The sequence below is a fragment of the Candidatus Methanosphaera massiliense genome (assembly GCF_028890305.1).
In the GTDB taxonomy this organism is placed as follows: Archaea; Methanobacteriota; Methanobacteria; order Methanobacteriales; family Methanobacteriaceae; genus Methanosphaera; species Methanosphaera massiliense.
In genome coordinates, this window is the sequence record NZ_JARBXM010000001.1 from 1,282,792 (window position 1) to 1,302,341 (window position 19,550).

Consider the following 19,550-nt stretch of genomic DNA (forward strand, 5'->3'; position numbering starts at 1 on the left):
GAATAATAGATGAAGTAATATCATCTATATTTAAAATGATCTATAATAACCTACACCATGAGAACCAAATATTAGTCCAGATTGATGTGATTTCTGATGACTATATTGATAACCTTGTTGAATACTCATTGAATCTATCTCATCAGCAGTTTGTTGTTCAAGATACTCTTGTCTTTGTTGATTATAATCATCAAAGTATTGTCTTTGGTCAGCTGTTAAATCATTATCACTAATGTCAAGAGATTTTATTTCAGTACCATTCTTGTAATACATGAAAAGTACTCCAAATACATCAGAATCTGTGAGTTTATATCTGGTTGTCTGAATAGTTTCATTGAATTTAAATGTACCTTTGGTAGCATATGCAATACCTCTTACACTACCAGGACTTAGTCTATAAGTAGCATTATCCTCAGTATTTGTACAAAAAGCATGTTGAAGACCAAGATCACCCTTGTAATCAGTAGTATTACCATCAGAATACTCAAATACAAAGTCTACTGGGAAGAAATCATGTTTAACCATTCTGTCCTCAGAATCATCAGCTGAAACAATAGTAGTTAACAGGCAAGAAACCATCAAGAATATTAATATTAAAGATAATTTCTTAATATTCATTAGTATTCATCCTCCATATTAATTGAAATTTAGATAATAATTTGTCATTACAACTATAAAATTATATCCTAAATAATAGAATCAATCTAATTAAAAATTTTTTATACTTACCACCAAACTTACTACCTCTTGCTGGTGAAGGAGCAATGCAGGCTGTTACTATAGTTACTAAGCAGCCGTTTCATAGAATTAAAATAATATTTGACACTACAATGGTAGTAGTATCATTATGTGTTTGTTTATTTATGATACATTCACCAGGTAGCGTTAATATTGGAACAATTATATCCGCATTTCTTGTAGGTACAGTCTTAAAATATATTGTGAAAATATTTGAGCACTATAAAGGATATAATCCAATGGTTATAAATCATAATAAATAAAAAAAATTAGTTGGATGAAGATGTAAAAAAAGTAATATTAATTCTTATCCTTCTTTTGTTTTCGGCGTTCTTTTTTCTCTTTTTCTAGTTCCGAATCTTTAATCTTGTTAACTAGTTCATTTACCTTATTCATATAAGACACCTTATCAAATAGTAGATGTTATAATTTTAATCGTTTAAAATAGGTGAATGCTTGTCGTACTAGACTAATACCGTATTGTTTTTCGAAATCACTGTTAATATGATAGTTTATTATGTCAACACCATTTTTACCTTTATAGTAGTCAACTTGGCATGCCTGTGATAAATCTATTATTCTGGCGTATGGCATTTCAATTCTAATAAGAACATAATCCTCTTCTGGTATAATGGTGGCGAAATTCATGTTACGTATATAATATGAGATAGATGAATCATCTCGTTTTTCTGTTATTTCACCGCTAAGTTTTTTAATTCTATCAATTACATCATTTAACACATTTATTAATGGGTATTCCTTGTCATTGATTATCTCTTCAATAGTTTTATCTTGAAATGTCATATTATCACCTTTACTCTATTTATTATATTAGTCTCTTTTATTTTAAAAAATTATCACAATAAATGTTTATTATAATTATTAAATTGTTTTCAAATCCTTCTGAAATAATAAAAATAATAGTATAAAAAAGATAAATTAAATTATATAGAATTTTTGATTATTTAAAAAATAAAAGTGATAAGATGAATACAAATATTTTAATAATAGGTGCAGGTATTGCTGGATTATGTGCAGCAAAGGAAGCTACAGCTAAGGGAGATAAAGTTGTAGTAATAGAACAAAAGGAGGACGTCTCTACAAATGGTGTTGAGTACATAACAAAAACTAATCTGCGACAGCTTAATATTAAATCTAATCCTGACTGGATTCTAAATACTACGGATGGTTTTACATTAAATTCACCAGATAATAATAGAATTGTATTAGATGATTCAACTATTGCTATGCCTGAAAAATCATATATTGTTGATTTAGATAAATTTAATAAGGATTTAAAGAAAATGGCATTAGATAGTAATGCTGAAATATATTTTAATACAAAGGCTACAGGTATCAGTAGAAATGGTAGTAGTGTAGTTGTAACTGTAGATAATACTGATATAGGAGAAATAACTACTGATATACTTATCATAGCTGAGGGTTTAGATTCTAATATGACAAAAGAAGTTAATCTGGACTATGATTTATCAGATAAAAACACGCGTAGTATAGTTCAGTATAAAGTTAAATCTGTTAATGTTGGTGCTGATAATAATATTAATATGTATTTTGGTAGTGTAGCACCTGGTGGCTATGCATGGATATTACCAGTGGATGAAAATAATGCATATATTGGTTTAAGTACATTAAATAGTAATGATTCAGATTCTGAGGAGTTATTGGATAACTTTTTATCAGAGAAATTAGATGATTATACTATTATAGATAAAGAATCCCGTATACTTCCGATTAATGGTATTAGTCGTGAACGTGTTGATGATAATATTATGATAACTGGTGATGCTGCTGGTTTTATTAATCCATTAACTAATATGAAATTAGAGGATGTTATTGCTTCAGGAATATATGCTGGTGTTGTTGCTGGTGAGTTAATATTCACTGGTGAGGATCTTGACAAAGTATATATGCAGAAATTTACAATGTATACTGACATGTTGATTAATGAAGATACTGAGCGTTATAATGAAACTAGGAAATTTTTATTATCTTTAAGTGATGATGATTTTAATATAATCGCAAGTCAGTTAGAGAATGCAGAAATGTATGAATCAGATATAGATAATATAATACGATACATGATAGAAAACTGTTCTAAGCCCGGATTACAATTAAAAAAGTTATACGCATAAGGGTTGTTAAGGATTACTTTTTAAGTAATCTTAGTAATTCTTTCTTTGAATCTACACATGTGTAATCTTCATGTGGTAACTTTTTCTCATTAAATCCATAGCAGACATAATGTGTTTCAGGAGTTAAGAATTTACACCATTTTTTCCTTGAAAGTTCATGATATACTACTAAATAAAATCCTACATCAAACCATTCACTATCCTGTAGTGCTCGGTATAATCTTATATTAATGAATGTTTCATTAAATGGCCTGGTTTTGAGTAGGATATACACGTAGGGTATCCATAATATTAACTTCTTTTTTAATGAACCTTTTAATTTATAGTATTCAAGGGTAACCTTGTTACGTATAATTAATTTTTCTTTTAACTCATTGTATTTATTAGTGCTTTCCTGTTTATATTCCTTAAATTGAGTATCTTCTTCAATAATCTTCCTATTTAACTTATCTAATTCTACTTGATAATCTGCTATTTTCTTATCATTAGCTTGTATTTGGTCTTCTTCGCTTAGGTAATCTATCTTATAATCTTCAAGTAATTTATCATTATCATGAATCTTCTCGAGATGATATTTTAGTTCATTCTGATATTGGGCAATCTCCTTATTATTGATGGATATCTGATTGATTTCATTTTTCAATTTTTCCTCATACTCTTTTATCTTTTTTTCTTGTTCAATAATCTTATTTTTGTGTATGGTAGATACATCATAAAAACTAGTATCTATAATTTTATTAACATTACTAATAACATCTCTTAACTGCCAAGGTTTTAATGTTTCATGACCCTTATTTCTACCAATTATCCTGACATTAATATTATTTTTATCATCTTTTTTAATGTAAGGTAATTCACATAACTTCTGGAAGAACGAGAAATACTCCTTATTAAGATCTAAATCAAATGTATAATCAAGTAATACAACAGAACGTGGAATATATTTCTCTTTTTTTATTAGTTCTATGATTGATATTCTATACTCATAATTATCATGTATCTGCTTAAGTGACATATTCTTAAATACATGTTTAATAAGGGGTTTAGGATATGACCTGAATATTTCAAGTTGTGGAACTTCTGCTATTGAAATAGAATTTTTAACGAGAATTGATAACATGATAGCCATATATCCACCTGATAAACTACCATAAAACATGAGGTTACCATATTGATTATTAACATCATACTTGTAGAGGTTCCGTGATATTTTAGAAATGATTTCTGCAATAGTTTCTAAGTACCAGTTATCAATTGTACCTAATCCCCATCCTGTTGTTATTTCATTATTTATGTAAGTTGTAGGATCATTAATGAATATTGTTGATTCTTCAAAGTACCAGTTATATCTTTCATAATAAGGTTTTGTTCTGTCATGTTTGTTAGGAATACTGCCCGGTGCTAGAATTAGTAATTTATCGCTAGTATCCTTTAGATTAACAAGAAATTCATATTTAATATCATCTGCATATACAACTAGGTTGAATGGCTTATTCACTGGAAAATTATATCCTTCGAGTGATTCTAGGTTGCATTCAATTATTTTATCAGGTATGTTCATTATTTACGTCCTATAAATTGTTTTAAAATTTTGTTATATTAGATGAAAAGATATTATATTATATTTCTATAATCTAAATTATTTATACATTAATAATCTATAATAATAAAAAAAAGTTAAAAAGAAAAGGAGTTTAGAAGTTTAGAGAATATATGCTATTTTATCATGTATTTGAATTGATTCTTATTGATTAAATAATTCTTCTGCTTTATGCATATAGTCAATGACATCCACATCAAATGGACAGTTTTTTATACATTGACCGCATTCAATACAATCTGAAGCGTGTGCTGACAGGTTATTATAGTGTTCTCGTATACTTTCAGGTATTTGTTCATGTATTCTTGCTAAATCATAATACTTGTTTACCATGGCTACGTTAATGTTAACGGGACATGGTGCACAGTGTCCACAATAGGTACATTGACCTTTGAATGAATGATTAGGTGCATTCTTTAATATTTTGGTGTAGTCACGTTCATCCTCATTAGCTTCGTAATATGCTAATGAATCATCTAATTCCTTAATACTTTTTACTCCTACAAAGACTGATTTCACTGCTGGACGTGTAAGTGCATATTCTATACATTGGATTGGAGTGAATGCCACTCCAAATGGTGAGTCTTCATCGTTGAATAATCGGCCACCTGCAAAGCATTTCATTACATTTATTGCTGTATTATTATTTTCACATTTCTGGTATAATTCTGCTCTTTCAGGTGCAATGCTTGATAAATCACGTGTATATTTCTCTTTATTTGAGTAATCTTCAATATCTTCTGTAGCAGGCATTATATCATATGCAGGGTTAATGCTGAATAATATTAATTCTATTTCTGGTTCTTCTGCTGCTAGTAATGCTACATCAGGGTTATGTGTACTTAGTCCTATGTGGTGTATGGTGTTATCTTCTTTTAGTTGTCGTATGTATTCTATGAATTCTCCATTCATAATTTCATGGTACTCTTTTATTTCATCTACGTAGTGTATCATTCCAAAGTCCATGTAATCTGTTTTGAATTTTTTTAGTAAATCTTCGAATGCTGGTTTTACTTTATCGATTTCACGTGTACGAACGTATTGGTTATTTTGCCATGTGGAACCAATATGACCCTGTATTATCCAGTTTTCACGGTTGCCTTCAATTGCATTTCCTAGTTTTCTTCTTATATCAGGATCTGACATCCAACAATCTAATGCATTTATTCCTTTTTGTTCACAGTATTTTACTAATTTGTTAACTTCTTCGTCAGGTAATTCTCCCATCCATTCAGCACCGAAGGATAGTTCACTGATTTTTATCCCGGTATTTCCTATTTCCCTGTATTTCATTAAAAAATCTCCTTTTCTATTTATTATATTTATATATTTACATATATTTATATTTAAAGTGAATATATCATTAATATAATCATAAAAATTAGAACAGATATTATTATTTAAATGAATACTTGATAAAAAAAATAGTAAATGGTCAGGAATAGATGAATATAACATAATTATTTTATGATAAATCATCAATAATCTGAAATAGATTCTCATATTCGTTTAATGTTTTCTGTAATTTTTTCTTATTCATAGTGATTATTTGTATTTCATCCTTTTGTGGGGTAATTTCTGTTTTAGTTCTTAAATCATTATTATCTTTAAATAATTTATCAACTAGTGTTTTTATTTGATTGTATTTTTCTTCAGTTATATTATACATTCGATGATTTTCAAGTACATCCATTGCATGGACAATACCCTTATTAATAGTTTCAGCACAGTGTGTTATTTTTATTTTAGTATCTAAGTAGTATGGTGTATCTATTTTATCTGATTGTATTAGTATGTTGATGATGCAAGTTATGTGTTCTTCATCTGAGTTATCAATAATGTGTTGAAGTGTTTGGAATTGTCTGAGGTTTGCATTGTTAAATGTTTCCATTTTAATCTTTTCCCTATAAGTTTTTTGAATTTATATTTAGTATTATGTTATTTTTAATTTATATTCATATATTAAGTTTTATTAATTGAATTAAGTAGAATAATATAATCAATATTTTCAATTTTTCTTGTTAGGTTTTTCCCTAATACTTAATTTGATACTTTTTCTATTAATTAATTATATTTAATAAATAATTAACTAATATTACTTTTTTTTATTTGAATATTGTATATTAGAATTACAATAATTTACACATTAGATTTTATAATTCGAATATCTATGATTTAATAATAATATTCACAATGTTTAATTAAACAATGTAGATATAATATTACTAATTAATTTAAATTTAATAACATAAAGCGCTTATATATAGATGATTAAATAAGCAATTGTCTAAATAATGAACTTTATCATAATAACTTAACTTATGACAAAGAAATTCATTAAATCTTAAATATTGGATAAAGTGGTGAAAATGGATATAAATTATAAAAAAAATCTAGAAGACGTGTTAAATGGTAAACAAACAGATATAACTCCAGTTATTACTGTTACACAATCAGGTATATTAGATGCAATGGAATTAACTGGAACATCTTGGCCAACAGCACATAAAGATCCCGAACAAATGGCAACTCTAGGAGCATCATTATATGAACTAGCAGGCTTAGAAGATGCGAAAATACCATTCTGTCTAGCGGTAGAAGCAGAATCAATGGGATGTGAAGTAGATTTAGGTTCTGGTGGTAGAACACCTGAGGTAGTAAAATCACCATTTGAAAAACCAGAAGATATAGAAATCCCAGAAAACTTCGAAGAATCAGGCAGAATACCAGTAATATGCGAGGCAGTAGAAATATTGCATGAAAGATATGATAATCTACCCGTATGTGTAGGTATCACAGGACCATTTACAGTAGCCGGCCATTTAATAGGTGTGGAAGAAATACTAAAAATGATTAACCTAGATTTATTTGCAGTAGAGGATGCAATAGAAGTAGCAGCAGAAGCAGTATCAGCATATATCAGGAAATTAAATGAAGTAAAACCTGAAGTGATTTGTGTAGCAGATCCAACATCATCTGGTGACTTGCTTAGCCCTCTTGATTTTGAACAGTTATGTAGGCCTGCTCTTGAAGATATTGAAGAGGTTATGAAATCACAGAATGTCTTACATATATGTGGTCATACAGCCGGTATATTAAAGGACATGTTATCCTGTGGATATAATGGTATAAGTATAGAGGAAGCAGTTGACATGAACTTTGCTCAAAAGGTAAAACATGACTTAGGAGATAAATGTCAAGTATGTGGTAATATTTCAACAAGTAAAACCTTGTTTAGAGGAACACCTGAGGAAGTAAGAGAAGAGGTATTACAAGCATTAAATAAGGGAGTAGATGTAGTAGCTCCTAGTTGTGGTATAGCAGCTGCTAGTCCATTAAAGAATATTCAAGCTATGGTTAATGCTCGTAATGAATTCTTTGGAATATAATAATAATTTACTTATTTTTTTTTATTTATCTATTAATTATTGACTAATTTTTCTTGTTTAATTAATAAAAGATTTAAATATGTTATTAAAAGATAATATAATTATAAAAATGATAAAAGATGGCTTGAGAATATGAATGATAAAATAGAATACAAACCAATAGGATTTATACATAGTAAATACACTAATCCACAGGAAATGCCTAAAAATTACACAGAATCAAAAGATGTTGAAGCATACATTGAGTTAGATGAAAAATACATGAAAGGTATATCTGATTTACGTATAGGTGATGAATATATATTATTATTTCACTTCCATAAATCAGAAGGCTATGATTTAACAGTGCCTTGGCGTGGAGTGGGACCTATGAGAGGATTATTCTCTACACATGCTCCAAGAAGACCTAATCCTATAGGAGTATCTATAATCGCTGTAACAAAAATTGAGGATAATAAGATATATTTCACAGGCGTCGACATGTTAGACGGTACACCTGTTCTTGATATTAAAAATCATAATTAAAAAAAAGTTATATTTAAGTATAAAAAAATAAAAAAAGAATAGTTTTATGATAATTACATTTAATCATCATATACTTCTATACATTCACCTTGACATTTTTCTGCAGCTTCTTCATAAACTGATGCATCATCTACTTCTATTTCATCCATACCATCGTCTCTTTCTGAACCGATTATTGTAGCTTTGTCATCATCATCAAAAGTGAATTTTGTTTCATCTACTTCTACACAGTTTCCACAACTTGTGCATTCTTCTCTGTCTAATACTACTTCTACCATAATATCTCCTCATTATAATTTTTTAATAATAATATATACATTCTATTATTATTAAGTTTTTGTTACTATTATGGTAAAAAATTACTTAATCAATCAAATCTTTATTATTTGTTTTATTAACTACCATCTATCCCAATGAATTTTATTAGTATCCATTTTATCTAATGGTTCTTGCTTCTTTAATGGATATCCTAATGCTATTAAAGAGAATGGAATAATAGTCTCTGGTAAATTAAAGTATTTTATGAGTTTATTCATTCTTTTTTCTACTGGATGTATAGCTGTCCATACAGCTCCAAGCCCCAGTGCTTCTGCTGCTAGTAATATATTTTCTGTTGCTGCTGAGAGATCTTGTATTGCTAATTCTTCTAATCCTTGATATGTTTTTTCAGTATCATATAATACTATTATACCAGCAGTAGCATCTTTAAACATTCCAGAGTATTCATGTATACTTGCCATATCAATTAGTGTTTGTTTATCTTGTATTACAATAAAATGCCATGGTTGAAGATTTAATCCAGAGGGAGCACTTATTCCTGCTTTAATTATTTTATCTAAATCTTCTTTTGTTATCTTTTTATCAGTGTATTGTCTGACACTTTTTCTATTGTATATATTATCTAGTATTATATCGGTTTTATTCATATTATTTTTCCTCTTTTATAGTTAAAGTTAATTATCTTTTGATTATATAAATAGTTTTAATGGTTGATGATTATGAAAATGGAAATAAATATTGATCCTGAACTTCAAAGACGTGCACGTGCCGTATGTAGAAATGTTAGTGGTTTAACCTTAGCTGGCTATTATGAATATTTGATAGAAATGAAATTAAGGGATTTACCTAGTGTGGATAAGATTGAAGATAAGCGTCCTAGATTGGATAGTTATAATCCTGATGAATTGGATGATTTATGGTAATCGTAATCTATGAATCATCTTTTATTAGATTATTTATTATATCTATATTTTAAAAAAAAAGTTAAAGATAATAAAAGTATTATCTTATAAAGTTTGTAAACATTACCTCTTCACATTCTGGTTCTGTTTCGTGTTGTATTGATTTTAGTAACCATGCCATGTTTTTTGCTAGAGTTCTCATGGTTTGTAATCCTTCAAGGTCTTGTTTTACTTCTTCTGGTGTATTACCATGTACAGCGTTCCAGTACTGACTTGTTACTATAGGCATCTTGGATATTGCGAAGTATTTATTTAATCTATCGAATGATACTGTACTTCCTGATCTACGACAACTTACTATTCCTGCTGCTGGTTTATTAGCAAATTTTTCTGCATCTGCATAGAATACTCTGTCTAATAGTGCACTGAGAGCTCCATTTATACTTGCATAATATACTGGAGATCCTATTATTATACCATCTGCTTCTTCGAATTTCTTGATTAATTCATTACATGAATCGTTATCAAATACACATTTTCCAGGATTTTTTTTACATACTCCGCATGCAATACATCCCTGTACTGGTTTTGTTCCTATCCAGAATATTTCAGAATCTACATCATTTCTTTCTAATTCATTTGCTATTTCTGTTAGTGCTGTGTATGTACATCCTTCTTTGTGGGGACTACCATTTACAAGTAAAACTTTCATTTATAATCACCTATATATTTATATATATTAATATATGGATACTTTTATAAATAATTAATCGTAAAATTAAGAATTTAAGAATTAGCAATAATTACAAATAATAATCAAAAAATAATTAAAGAAAAGATAATAATAAAAATATCATCTTATAAAGTTTGTGAAGGTCTTTTCTTCATAATCTGGTGTTGGTTCATCTTTTAATGATTTAAGTAACCATGCCATGTTTTTTGCTAGGGTTCTCATTATTTGTAATCCTTCAATATCCTGCTTTACTTCTTCCGGTGTATTACCATGTACAACATTCCAGTATTGACTAGGTACTACTGGCATTTTATTATATGTGAAATACTTATTAAGTCTGTCAAATGATGCACTTGCTCCTGCTCTACGACAGCTTACTACTCCTGCTCCTGGCTTATTTTCAAAGTTAATTCCACCAGCATAGAATACCCTGTCAAGTATTGCTGAGAGTCCTCCATTAATACCAGCAAAGTATACAGGTGAACCTAATCATACCATCAGCTTCTTCGCATTTCTTGATTAATTCATTACAGATATCGTCATCAAATACACATTTTCCAGGATTCTTTTTACATACTCTGCATCCAGTACATCCACGTATCTGTTCTGTTCCTATCCAGAATATTTCAGAGTCTATATCATTTTTTTCTAATTCATTTGCTATTTCTGTTAGTGCTGTCTATGTACATCCCTCTTTATGGGGGCTACCATTTATTAGTAATACTTTCATTTATAATCACCTATAATATATTTACATATATAAATATCATTTTGTATTATAAATAATTACTTAAGAAAAATAAGAATTAAACATATAAAGAAAAATTCAGAAATAAAAATTAATCATAATAATTTTAAACAAAAAAAGAATAAAAAAAGGAATATTAGAATGGTAGAGATGTATAATACTTAATTGTTCCACATTTAGACCAATTAACAATATTACCAAACGTGTTACTACTTGATGATGCATCACAATTATACCATACTCCATTAACATATACCTGTGCCCATACGTGACCTACTACTAGACCACTACGGAATGTACATGTAGCATGACAATACCTTGCCGGTATATTACATGCACGCATCACAGCAACCACTAGATGTGCTAAATCACAACAATTACCACTACCACGGGTTAAGGTACCAACAGCACCATAACGAGTGTTAGAATAGTAAGTATAACTTGTAATACTATTCACATAACTAAATATATAAGATGCAATAGTTTTAGTATTAGAGCTAGATACCTTAGATAAGATAGTATTAGCTAAACTAACAATCTTACTATTAGTAATGTCACAATTTGAAGTAGATTTAACATAACTTTCATAACCAGATGGAACTGAAATCTTAGAATTACTACTATTATTACTTGTAATATTCAGTTTAAGTGTTCCGTTAGCTCTTGAACTAGAATAATATTCATTATCACCATACACAACAGTAATAGTATATGAGGATGAACCCCAACTAGAAGGTATAGTGTAATTAATCTTAGCTACACCATTGGTTACATTGGTTGAACCTATTGTTTTTCCATTAATCTTAAATGCAACAGTACCATTTTTCACATAGGACCCATTACTACTTTTTATAACAGCTGAAAAGGTAGCAGTAGACCCTGGTTTAACAGTAACAGTATTTACAGTTATAGATGTTGTTTGTTTATGAAGAACTGTAAGAGTACTATTTGCTCTAGAAGCAATATATTTACCATTACCACCATATACTGCTGTTATAGTATATGTTGAATCCTTATAACTTGATGGTATTGTATAAGTTATTGATGCTCCACCATTAGATACTGTACCGTATCCAATTGTTTTTCCATTGATTTTAAATGCGACAATTCCAGATTTTATGTAAGAACCATTATTTGTGGTTATAATTGCTTTAATTGTTGTTGTTTTACCTGCTAATACGGGTGTTGTTTTAATAGTTATTTTTGATTCGACAGTTGGAGTCAATGTTAAATTTCCATTATTTTTTGATGATGAATATATATTATTTCCACCATAAACAGCTGTGACTGTATATAGTGTAGATCCATATGTTGATGGAATAATATAATCCAACTTAGCTCCACCGTTGGATACATTAGCATATCCCACTGTGTTTCCATTAATCTTAAATGCAACAAGTCCATTTTTTACATAAGAACCGTTACTTGTCGTAATTACTGCTTTTAATGTTACTGATGACCCTGATTTTCCAGTCACTGATGTTACTGTAGTTTTTGTATCATACTTGTTAATATTTAAAGTACCAGCCGCACTAGCTGAACTGTATTTTGTAGTACCGGAGTATATAGCAGTAATATTATATGTACCTGCAGAAAAGCCGTTTAATGGATATACATAACTAGCTTTTCCATTACTTACTGTAGTGTTTCCTACAGTCACTCCATTTATTTTAAAAGCTACTGTTCCACTATTCACATATTTACTTGAATTATCTACGACGGTAGCTTTCATTGTATAATTGGAGTATCCATATAATGTAGTATTTGTTACTGACATTTTTGTGCTAGTTTTAGATGAGCTACTATTACTGCTTTTTAAGGACTTTGTTTGAGTATTACTGTTAGTATCAGAACTTGAAACAGAAGTTGTGTTTTTCACTGTTGAACTTGATTGTGTTGAAGTTACTGAATTCGTTTTCACTGTATTTTCATCAGAAACTGTACTAGATGTATCTGATGTGCTTGGCGTTGTAATCTTTTCACTTACAGTATCTGTATCTGATGCTTCACTACTTGCTGTTGTAGTTTGTAAGCTAGATGCAGTTGATATACTGCTATGTGTTGTATCATTGGATGCAGTGTCTGTAGCTGCTACTGATCCTATTAATAATATCATAGTTGCTAGTAATAGAATCATTCCAAAATATCGCTTAATTATAAAACCTCCTTATAATTATATAATTTGGATATAATTACATTCATATAGTTAGTTAAATTATTTTTTCATAACTAACCTATTATATATTTAAATTGTTTATGACTAATAAATTTATTCTAATGGAAAATGTTTTTTAAGCTTTTTTAATCCATTTGTTATCTTTAAATAAAAAATAGAACCCATATAAACAAATTCGATTGATTGAGATTTTTTTTATTAATATCTAATTATATGACCTTTGTTATATCATTATAAGGAATTTTATCCTTATTTTACCGTGTTTTATACTTTCTGTCTGTTCTTTATTTTATTTATTAATGATTTATCTTCTTTTTATATTTTTTACAGATGAAGTTATCTCTTTTATAGGATATTAATCAGAGTATATCTTATCATTATTAATACTCATGGAATAACTTTATTCTTATGCTGATTATAATTAACTTCTTCTTTAAGAAATTTCTATTTATATAGATAGTAGAGACATGAGTCAATACTGTTATTAAATGGATAATAGAACTAGATTAATTGATAATAATCCTTTTTATTTAATATAAAGATTTTTTTAGTAGTTATAATTAATATAGTTGATTAATTCTCTAGGTTAACGTATTTCAAAGAGAAATGATATATATTTTAATAGATATTAATTCTTAAAGTTAACGATATTAAAATAAGAGCATACATCTAATACTATCTATTTTATCCAAAAACCTGCTTAATATAATAGATTAAAATAAGCATGCTTTTATTAAATATTATTTAAATACTATTAAGAATCAACAATGACAAAATTAATATTAGAGAATAAATATGATTAATGAAAATACAAGGATGAAAATTGGATTCATAGTAGCCAGTATAACAATAACAGTATTATTCATTGCAAGCAGTACGGCAATACCCTTCTATGCAACATATCAAACATTATATAACATACCAAATAATATCATATCATTCAGTACAGTTGTATATTTTATTGGAAACGTATTTAGCTTAATATTTCTATCAAAAATAAGTAACTACCTAGGAAGAAAACCAACAATCAGAATAACATTAATCTTAAGTATACTAGGATGTTTAAGCTTCATCTACGTAAATAATGGACAGTTATTATTGTTAGGACGGTTATTACAGGGAATTTGTTGTGGAATGACAGCAGGTAGTATACAAGCATATATTATAGATACCTCACCCGAAAATTCAAATATAGGCGTAATAATAGCAACAAACATGCCATTAATTGGATTTAGTATAGGAGCAATAAACTCAGGGGTAATAGTAGACTATAATCCATCACTAATCTCAACAGTATTTCTGCCAATAATACTAATTCTAATAATCTGTATAATCTTGATATCATTAGGAAAAGAAACAGTAACACCTAAAAAAGGAGTAATAAAATCAATAAAACCAGAAATCAGCATACCTCATAATATCAGAAAATACATACCAATTACCATAATAGCCACAATATCAACATATTCCATCACAGGATTCTATCAATCATTTAGTTCAATAATGTCATTAATGCAATTCGGAACAAATAGTAAACTAATAGCAGCAATAGTATATGCTAATATAATGGCTCCACAAATATTAGGAAGTAGTCTAATAAACCATTTTGGAAATAAAAAAGGTCAAAAATATGGTATAATTGGATTTACAGCATGTTTAGTAATAATAAACATATCTTTAATAATGTCATGGATAATACCATTTATCATATCAAGTATTCTAACAGCAATATTCTGTGGATTAACATTTACAGCTACAATGAATAACTTAGTAGAAAAAACTAGTCAAGAAGACATGGCAGGAGTATTATCAACATCATACCTAATAACAGATGGAGGAACGGCACTAGTAAACATGATGATAAGTATTATAATTACATATACAACATTAATAAATGTATCATTATTGTATCTGGTATTTGTAATTATATCATGTATATTAACACTTAAATTATCTAAAAATTTATCAACAAAAAAAGAAAATAGAGGAATATGAATGATTAATTCCTTTTAATTTCCCTTAATAGTATCTTCTGCTATTTGAACACCCATTTCATAAGCTTTCTTAAGATCACGGGGAAATTGTTTTTGTTGATGAATAGCTTTATCTTCTTCTTTAAATAGATAATTTTCATATTTGGAATAATCATCAAATTGATACGTATCATATACTTTTAAAGAGTAAACATCTTTTAAAAGAAGACCACTTAAACCAGATTCCAATGGTTCATAAATAGTTTCTTTATATAATTTATCGGATAATTTCTCATCAACATTCATAGTGTAAATTAATCCCATAGGAATACTCTTTTCTAATAATGGTCCTCCACCATAAACATATTTTGGAAATCTAAATCTTTCAAGAAAACTTTCTGTTTCACCATTAATATTACTAAAATAGATAGGAGTACCTATTATAATACCATCAGCATTCCATAATTTTTCAAGTAATGGTTTAAGGTCATCATTTATAGGACAAGTTCCATAAAAAGGACCATCTATTCGTTTACAAGCAAAACAAGACATACAACCTTTATAATCAAGAGAATATAAATCAATTATTTCAACATTAACCTCAGCATCTAAATCACAAGTTTTATCCAAAATACCAGCTACTGCTTCGTCTAATAGTTTTCCAGTGTTATTATTTTTACGAGGACTACCATTTATAACATAAAAATTCAAGTTATTCACTCCTTATTTAATATAATATTTAATATCTATCTTTTGATTAATTAATATATTAATATAAGGATTACATGTATATAAATAGTACAAATTTAATTATGGAAAATAATTATTTTAGATAAAGTAGCAGTAGCCTCTTGTAATGGTAGGAGTTCAGTGAGACTTGTTGCAAGGGTAAGTTATGAAATCTTTCAAAATCAGATATTTTTTATTTCCTTGTTTAGTAGATTATATTATATACCATCTAATTTATATATAGATATTAGTACATTTTTAATAAGATTTATAATGTTATTATTCTCAATTTATTTATTTTTAATTGTTTAAAAAGATAAAAATATAATTAATATGTAAACAAAAATTAAGAGGTATTCACATGTCAGAAAAGGTATCCGTAGCAGCATGTAGTGGTATGAGTCCTATGGGACTTGTTGCAAGGGTAAGTTGTGATGATCTTTCAAAATCAGATAATCATATTTCATCAATATGTATGTCAAGTGTATCAGCAAACCGTGATGGATACATAAATTATATTGATAAATACCCAATAATAGCAGTTAATGGCTGTAAAAATAATTGTGTTAATAGTATACTTAAACAAAAGAAGATAAGTGTTTCACGAACGGTAATTGTCAAAAAAGTACTTGACGAAGCAAATCTTAAAGCTAACGATACATCACGATTAGATATAGAAGGAGAAAAATGTGTTGATAAGGTAAAAGATGTTATTAATGAAGTTGTAATAAAAATGAGTAAAAAATAGAGAATAATATTCTAGAATTAGTCTAGATTATTCCTATTTTTTTTATTCTTCGTTTGTAACTACTACATTCTTTTTTAATGTGAATAGGATAGGACCCTTTGCATCCACATAATAATCTGATGGAAAATGTGCTGGTTCTGGATTTTCTTTTATGCTGATATGATTCATATTCATAGTTGCACCAATATCCTTTTTATGGAATACTTCATAGAATGCTTCATCTATAGCGCCAACTATCATTTCTATATCATTATCAGTTATTTCATCCTCATATTCATATGACCATTCGTCACCATTTTTATATTCAATGTCTTCTATTAAACCTAATTCATTATTAATTATACGGAAGTCAACAACTTTATCGTTATAACTACATTCGCATAGTTGAATAATTTCCTTAACATTATTTAATAGTTTTGCATCATTAATATTTCTTATTTCCATGATTACATCCCCACCAATTCTTACTTATTTTGATATTGCATCACTAGGACAAGCTATTATGCATAAACCACAGTCTACACATCCTGGAACTTTAGGTTTGGGTGTATTATCTACATCCTGAAGCATGTTTAATGCACATGCATCAAAACATGTTCCACAGTTATTTATCCCTTGACATTTGTTTTCATCTATTTTTACTGTCATATATGTCAAATCCTCTTTTTGATTATATTTTTGTTATAAAAACCTACGTTGTTTCTGATTATTTGTTAATCTGGTTAACTCTTTATAGAATTCGTGCATTACTATTTTATCATTGAATTCCAGATAGATTTTAGAAGCATTTACCTGTACTGTTAATATATTTCTAGTACTTGTAATTATTGTATTAATAAGATCTATAGACTTATAATAAATTAAAGTGTTACCTAACCACTCTGTTTCATCTAAGTTATATTTTATTATTTTAAGTGTACCTCTTTGTAATAGAAGCATGCATTTTAAATCTAATTTGTCTTTGTCTATTTTTTCATGAATTCTAGCATAATACACGTATTTTTTCTCTTCTAATTCTTTAATGTATTTATATTCATCCTTATTAATGTTTAATACTTTCATCCATGTTTCAATAGTGTCTTCTATATCTATTTCCCCCCTTTCTTTAGAAAATTATAGTTATTATTATATTTATTTTATTAATAATTTAATACTTGTATTTAATAACAATGTTAATAAAATTATATTAAAAAAAGATTAAAGGAATATTTATAAAATATTAGTTTAAATAGATAACAATAATAAATTAAGAAGGAAAATAACTGGATAAAAGGAGTATTATTATACTTTAATTTAGTTTTTCATAATTTTAAAAAAAAGTAGTAATGGAGGTTATACCTATTTAATTATATCTTTTTAGGCATTTTCTGTCATTATGGGTACTACTTGTTTTTTACGGGATACTACGCCTTCAAGAAGTACAGTGTTATCTTCTAGTTTTACGTTGTATGCTTTTTCTACAAGTTTTGCTTCTTTACCTAATGCTATTACTTGAGAGTTACTGTTTATTATGTCAGTGATTAGAAGCATGAATATATCTAAATCTTGTTCTTTGATGATTTTATTCATTCCTTTTTCTAATTGGTCTTTCATTTGCATTACATCATCAATACTTGCAGTGTTAACTTGGTTTACTATGGATTTAATGTCTTTAAAGTCTATTTGTTTTGCATCTAATTGTAGTATTTCATCAATTGTAAATCCTGATAGGTCTGTTCCAGCTTTTAACATGTCTAGTCCATATTCTTCATAGTCTATTTCTGCTATTTTTGATAGTTGTTCTACAGCTTCTTTGTCTTCTTCTGTGGTAGTTGGTGATTTTAGTAGTAGTGTGTCTGATATTATTGCTGATAGCATTAATGATGCTATTTCTTTTGTTATTTCTATATTGTTTTCCTGGTATAGCTTGTATAATATTGTTTCAGTACATCCTACTGGTTCTGTTCTAACATATAATGGATAGCTGGTGTTAAATGCGATTTTATGGTGGTCTATTATTTTCTGTATTTTCGCATTTTCTAGGTTATCCACTGATTCTTTTGGACTGTTATGGTCTACTAGTATAACATTTGCATTATCATCTATTTTTTCTAGTAGTTCTGGTGCTTCTAGGTCTAGGTAGTTTAGTACGTATTCTGTTTCCTTGTTTATATTTCCTAGTCTGTATGCTTTTGCTTCTGTATTTCCTAGTTGTTGTTCTAGGTTTGCCATTACTATACTTGATGTTATTGTATCGGTGTCTGGACTTTTATGTCCGAATACATATGTTTTTTCCATATTTTTTAATCTCCATTAATAGATAATGATTTCTCATTTATTATTTATATATTTCTTTTTTATTTTATTAGTCTTTTATCTTAATTTTAGTTAAGTATTTATGTTAGTTGGGTTAAATTATAATAAAAGTGGGTAAAGGACATATGCAAAGAAAATTATGGAGGTTTTTTAGTTATGAATAATGATACTAAGTTATTATTAGTGTTATTAGTTGTGGCTTTTGGTATAATTCTAATATTATTTGGATCTTATTATTTAGATAATAACTCAGCTAATAATACAACTGTAGCTAATAATACAACGGATGATAATGTTACTATTGTTGGAAGTAGACAGATAGATAATAGTAGTAATACTTATGAAGTATTGTATTCTAATGGTTATGTTCGTAGATTTACTGATAACCAATTAGTAATGAGTTATTGGCAGGATAATTATACACGTAATGATAGTTTTTCATTATATGTGAGTGATCAAAACACACTTAATAATTCAAATGGATAGAATACTTATACTTTTTACCACCATAATTAATTTTTTACTATTTTTTTTAGAGGTAAATCTAAATAATTACTTGTTA

General features: G+C 27.9%; 23 protein-coding genes and 1 pseudogene. 8 read left to right on the forward strand and 16 right to left on the reverse strand.

Annotated elements, in window-relative coordinates:
* Positions 1-30: 30 nt before the first annotated feature.
* Positions 31-618, reverse strand: a complete 588-nt coding sequence (locus OTK55_RS06195) for a hypothetical protein (RefSeq protein ID WP_274871266.1) — start codon at positions 616-618, stop codon at positions 31-33.
* A gap of 146 nt (positions 619-764) precedes the next feature.
* Between OTK55_RS06195 and OTK55_RS06200 the strand changes: the two genes are divergently transcribed.
* On the forward strand, positions 765-1,001 hold the full coding sequence (locus OTK55_RS06200; RefSeq protein WP_274871267.1) for a hypothetical protein: 237 nt from the start codon (positions 765-767) through the stop codon (positions 999-1,001).
* 160 nt (positions 1,002-1,161) lie between these two features.
* Here the strand turns inward: OTK55_RS06200 and OTK55_RS06205 are convergent, their stop codons facing one another.
* Positions 1,162-1,542 carry a DUF5655 domain-containing protein gene (locus OTK55_RS06205; RefSeq protein ID WP_274871268.1) on the reverse strand — a complete coding sequence of 127 codons (381 nt, stop codon included), beginning with the start codon at positions 1,540-1,542 and terminating at the stop codon, positions 1,162-1,164.
* A 182-nt stretch (positions 1,543-1,724) separates the two neighbouring features.
* On the opposite strand from OTK55_RS06205, the gene OTK55_RS06210 reads away from it, so the two are divergent.
* Positions 1,725-2,891 (forward strand): NAD(P)/FAD-dependent oxidoreductase, encoded by a 1,167-nt coding sequence (locus OTK55_RS06210; protein ID WP_274871269.1) that lies wholly within the window; start codon positions 1,725-1,727, stop codon positions 2,889-2,891.
* 13 nt (positions 2,892-2,904) lie between these two features.
* Here the strand turns inward: OTK55_RS06210 and OTK55_RS06215 are convergent, their stop codons facing one another.
* The 3 genes from OTK55_RS06215 to OTK55_RS06225 form a co-directional block, all read right to left on the reverse strand.
* Positions 2,905-4,452: a coiled-coil domain-containing protein gene (locus tag OTK55_RS06215; protein ID WP_274871271.1), complete on the reverse strand. Its 1,548-nt coding sequence runs from the start codon at positions 4,450-4,452 to the stop codon at positions 2,905-2,907.
* Between the two features lie 183 nt (positions 4,453-4,635).
* Positions 4,636-5,784 carry an aldo/keto reductase gene (locus OTK55_RS06220; protein WP_274871272.1) on the reverse strand — a complete coding sequence of 383 codons (1,149 nt, stop codon included), beginning with the start codon at positions 5,782-5,784 and terminating at the stop codon, positions 4,636-4,638.
* A gap of 172 nt (positions 5,785-5,956) precedes the next feature.
* Complete coding sequence (locus OTK55_RS06225; protein ID WP_274871273.1) at positions 5,957-6,382, reverse strand: hypothetical protein; 426 nt, start codon at positions 6,380-6,382, stop codon at positions 5,957-5,959.
* Positions 6,383-6,866: 484 nt separating this feature from the next.
* Between OTK55_RS06225 and mtaA the strand changes: the two genes are divergently transcribed.
* Entirely contained in the window at positions 6,867-7,880 is a 1,014-nt protein-coding gene (gene mtaA / locus OTK55_RS06230; protein WP_326520469.1) for a methylcobamide:CoM methyltransferase MtaA, read from the forward strand.
* Positions 7,881-8,012: 132 nt separating this feature from the next.
* Positions 8,013-8,405, forward strand: coding sequence for an SAM-dependent methyltransferase (locus tag OTK55_RS06235; RefSeq protein WP_274871276.1), 393 nt, complete (start codon positions 8,013-8,015; stop codon positions 8,403-8,405).
* A 59-nt stretch (positions 8,406-8,464) separates the two neighbouring features.
* On the opposite strand, the gene OTK55_RS06240 is transcribed toward OTK55_RS06235, so the two are convergent.
* Positions 8,465-8,683, reverse strand: a complete 219-nt coding sequence (locus OTK55_RS06240; protein ID WP_274871277.1) for a ferredoxin — start codon at positions 8,681-8,683, stop codon at positions 8,465-8,467.
* 120 nt (positions 8,684-8,803) lie between these two features.
* A complete protein-coding gene (locus OTK55_RS06245; RefSeq protein WP_274871278.1) occupies positions 8,804-9,331 on the reverse strand; it encodes a nitroreductase family protein in 528 nt (175 codons plus the stop codon).
* A gap of 72 nt (positions 9,332-9,403) precedes the next feature.
* Between OTK55_RS06245 and OTK55_RS06250 the strand changes: the two genes are divergently transcribed.
* Entirely contained in the window at positions 9,404-9,607 is a 204-nt protein-coding gene (locus OTK55_RS06250) for a hypothetical protein (protein ID WP_274871279.1), read from the forward strand.
* Between the two features lie 79 nt (positions 9,608-9,686).
* Here OTK55_RS06250 and OTK55_RS06255 read toward each other — a convergent pair whose 3' ends face one another.
* The 4 genes and pseudogenes from OTK55_RS06255 to OTK55_RS06270 all read right to left on the reverse strand — a co-directional run bounded on the left by OTK55_RS06255 (position 9,687) and on the right by OTK55_RS06270 (position 13,204).
* The gene (locus OTK55_RS06255; protein ID WP_274871280.1) at positions 9,687-10,298 is read right to left on the reverse strand and encodes a flavodoxin family protein; all 612 of its coding nucleotides are present in this window, start codon (positions 10,296-10,298) and stop codon (positions 9,687-9,689) included.
* A gap of 141 nt (positions 10,299-10,439) precedes the next feature.
* Entirely contained in the window at positions 10,440-10,628 is a 189-nt protein-coding gene (locus OTK55_RS06260; RefSeq protein ID WP_274871282.1) for a hypothetical protein, read from the reverse strand.
* A gap of 15 nt (positions 10,629-10,643) precedes the next feature.
* A pseudogene (locus tag OTK55_RS06265) lies at positions 10,644-10,781 on the reverse strand (flavodoxin family protein); the annotation flags it as partial.
* Positions 10,782-11,203: 422 nt separating this feature from the next.
* Positions 11,204-13,204, reverse strand: coding sequence for an Ig-like domain repeat protein (locus tag OTK55_RS06270; protein ID WP_274871283.1), 2,001 nt, complete (start codon positions 13,202-13,204; stop codon positions 11,204-11,206).
* A gap of 834 nt (positions 13,205-14,038) precedes the next feature.
* On the opposite strand from OTK55_RS06270, the gene OTK55_RS06275 reads away from it, so the two are divergent.
* A complete protein-coding gene (locus OTK55_RS06275; RefSeq protein ID WP_274871284.1) occupies positions 14,039-15,238 on the forward strand; it encodes an MFS transporter in 1,200 nt (399 codons plus the stop codon).
* A 14-nt stretch (positions 15,239-15,252) separates the two neighbouring features.
* Here OTK55_RS06275 and OTK55_RS06280 read toward each other — a convergent pair whose 3' ends face one another.
* Positions 15,253-15,936 (reverse strand): flavodoxin family protein, encoded by a 684-nt coding sequence (locus OTK55_RS06280; protein ID WP_274871285.1) that lies wholly within the window; start codon positions 15,934-15,936, stop codon positions 15,253-15,255.
* 370 nt (positions 15,937-16,306) lie between these two features.
* On the opposite strand from OTK55_RS06280, the gene OTK55_RS06285 reads away from it, so the two are divergent.
* Complete coding sequence (locus OTK55_RS06285; protein ID WP_274871286.1) at positions 16,307-16,693, forward strand: putative zinc-binding protein; 387 nt, start codon at positions 16,307-16,309, stop codon at positions 16,691-16,693.
* 42 nt (positions 16,694-16,735) lie between these two features.
* Here OTK55_RS06285 and OTK55_RS06290 read toward each other — a convergent pair whose 3' ends face one another.
* From OTK55_RS06290 to OTK55_RS06305, 4 genes are all read right to left on the reverse strand, one after another.
* Positions 16,736-17,137, reverse strand: coding sequence for a hypothetical protein (locus tag OTK55_RS06290; protein ID WP_274871287.1), 402 nt, complete (start codon positions 17,135-17,137; stop codon positions 16,736-16,738).
* A gap of 24 nt (positions 17,138-17,161) precedes the next feature.
* On the reverse strand, positions 17,162-17,341 hold the full coding sequence (locus tag OTK55_RS06295; protein WP_274871288.1) for a 4Fe-4S binding protein: 180 nt from the start codon (positions 17,339-17,341) through the stop codon (positions 17,162-17,164).
* A gap of 33 nt (positions 17,342-17,374) precedes the next feature.
* Positions 17,375-17,755 (reverse strand): hypothetical protein, encoded by a 381-nt coding sequence (locus tag OTK55_RS06300; RefSeq protein WP_274871289.1) that lies wholly within the window; start codon positions 17,753-17,755, stop codon positions 17,375-17,377.
* A 294-nt stretch (positions 17,756-18,049) separates the two neighbouring features.
* Complete coding sequence (locus OTK55_RS06305; protein ID WP_274871290.1) at positions 18,050-18,970, reverse strand: manganese-dependent inorganic pyrophosphatase; 921 nt, start codon at positions 18,968-18,970, stop codon at positions 18,050-18,052.
* 174 nt (positions 18,971-19,144) lie between these two features.
* On the opposite strand from OTK55_RS06305, the gene OTK55_RS06310 reads away from it, so the two are divergent.
* A complete protein-coding gene (locus OTK55_RS06310) occupies positions 19,145-19,474 on the forward strand; it encodes a hypothetical protein (RefSeq protein WP_274871291.1) in 330 nt (109 codons plus the stop codon).
* Positions 19,475-19,550: the final 76 nt, after the last annotated feature.

Excerpts from the sequence above, each read along its gene's own strand:
- OTK55_RS06245 (WP_274871278.1), bottom strand. The coding sequence starts at position 9,331 with ATGAATAAAACCGATATAATACTAGATAATATATACAATAGAAAAAGT.
- OTK55_RS06290 (WP_274871287.1), bottom strand. The coding sequence starts at position 17,137 with ATGGAAATAAGAAATATTAATGATGCAAAACTATTAAATAATGTTAAG.
- OTK55_RS06215 (WP_274871271.1), bottom strand. The coding sequence starts at position 4,452 with ATGAACATACCTGATAAAATAATTGAATGCAACCTAGAATCACTCGAA.
- OTK55_RS06270 (WP_274871283.1), bottom strand. The coding sequence starts at position 13,204 with ATGATTCTATTACTAGCAACTATGATATTATTAATAGGATCAGTAGCA.
- OTK55_RS06250 (WP_274871279.1), top strand. The coding sequence starts at position 9,404 with ATGAAAATGGAAATAAATATTGATCCTGAACTTCAAAGACGTGCACGT.
- OTK55_RS06225 (WP_274871273.1), bottom strand. The coding sequence starts at position 6,382 with ATGGAAACATTTAACAATGCAAACCTCAGACAATTCCAAACACTTCAA.
- OTK55_RS06305 (WP_274871290.1), bottom strand. The coding sequence starts at position 18,970 with ATGGAAAAAACATATGTATTCGGACATAAAAGTCCAGACACCGATACA.
- OTK55_RS06235 (WP_274871276.1), top strand. The coding sequence starts at position 8,013 with ATGAATGATAAAATAGAATACAAACCAATAGGATTTATACATAGTAAA.
- OTK55_RS06255 (WP_274871280.1), bottom strand. The coding sequence starts at position 10,298 with ATGAAAGTTTTACTTGTAAATGGTAGTCCCCACAAAGAAGGATGTACA.
- OTK55_RS06285 (WP_274871286.1), top strand. The coding sequence starts at position 16,307 with ATGTCAGAAAAGGTATCCGTAGCAGCATGTAGTGGTATGAGTCCTATG.
- OTK55_RS06200 (WP_274871267.1), top strand. The coding sequence starts at position 765 with ATGCAGGCTGTTACTATAGTTACTAAGCAGCCGTTTCATAGAATTAAA.
- OTK55_RS06210 (WP_274871269.1), top strand. The coding sequence starts at position 1,725 with ATGAATACAAATATTTTAATAATAGGTGCAGGTATTGCTGGATTATGT.
- OTK55_RS06310 (WP_274871291.1), top strand. The coding sequence starts at position 19,145 with ATGAATAATGATACTAAGTTATTATTAGTGTTATTAGTTGTGGCTTTT.
- OTK55_RS06275 (WP_274871284.1), top strand. The coding sequence starts at position 14,039 with ATGATTAATGAAAATACAAGGATGAAAATTGGATTCATAGTAGCCAGT.
- OTK55_RS06300 (WP_274871289.1), bottom strand. The coding sequence starts at position 17,755 with ATGAAAGTATTAAACATTAATAAGGATGAATATAAATACATTAAAGAA.
- OTK55_RS06220 (WP_274871272.1), bottom strand. The coding sequence starts at position 5,784 with ATGAAATACAGGGAAATAGGAAATACCGGGATAAAAATCAGTGAACTA.
- OTK55_RS06240 (WP_274871277.1), bottom strand. The coding sequence starts at position 8,683 with ATGGTAGAAGTAGTATTAGACAGAGAAGAATGCACAAGTTGTGGAAAC.
- OTK55_RS06295 (WP_274871288.1), bottom strand. The coding sequence starts at position 17,341 with ATGACAGTAAAAATAGATGAAAACAAATGTCAAGGGATAAATAACTGT.
- OTK55_RS06205 (WP_274871268.1), bottom strand. The coding sequence starts at position 1,542 with ATGACATTTCAAGATAAAACTATTGAAGAGATAATCAATGACAAGGAA.
- OTK55_RS06195 (WP_274871266.1), bottom strand. The coding sequence starts at position 618 with ATGAATATTAAGAAATTATCTTTAATATTAATATTCTTGATGGTTTCT.
- OTK55_RS06260 (WP_274871282.1), bottom strand. The coding sequence starts at position 10,628 with ATGCCAGTAGTACCTAGTCAATACTGGAATGTTGTACATGGTAATACA.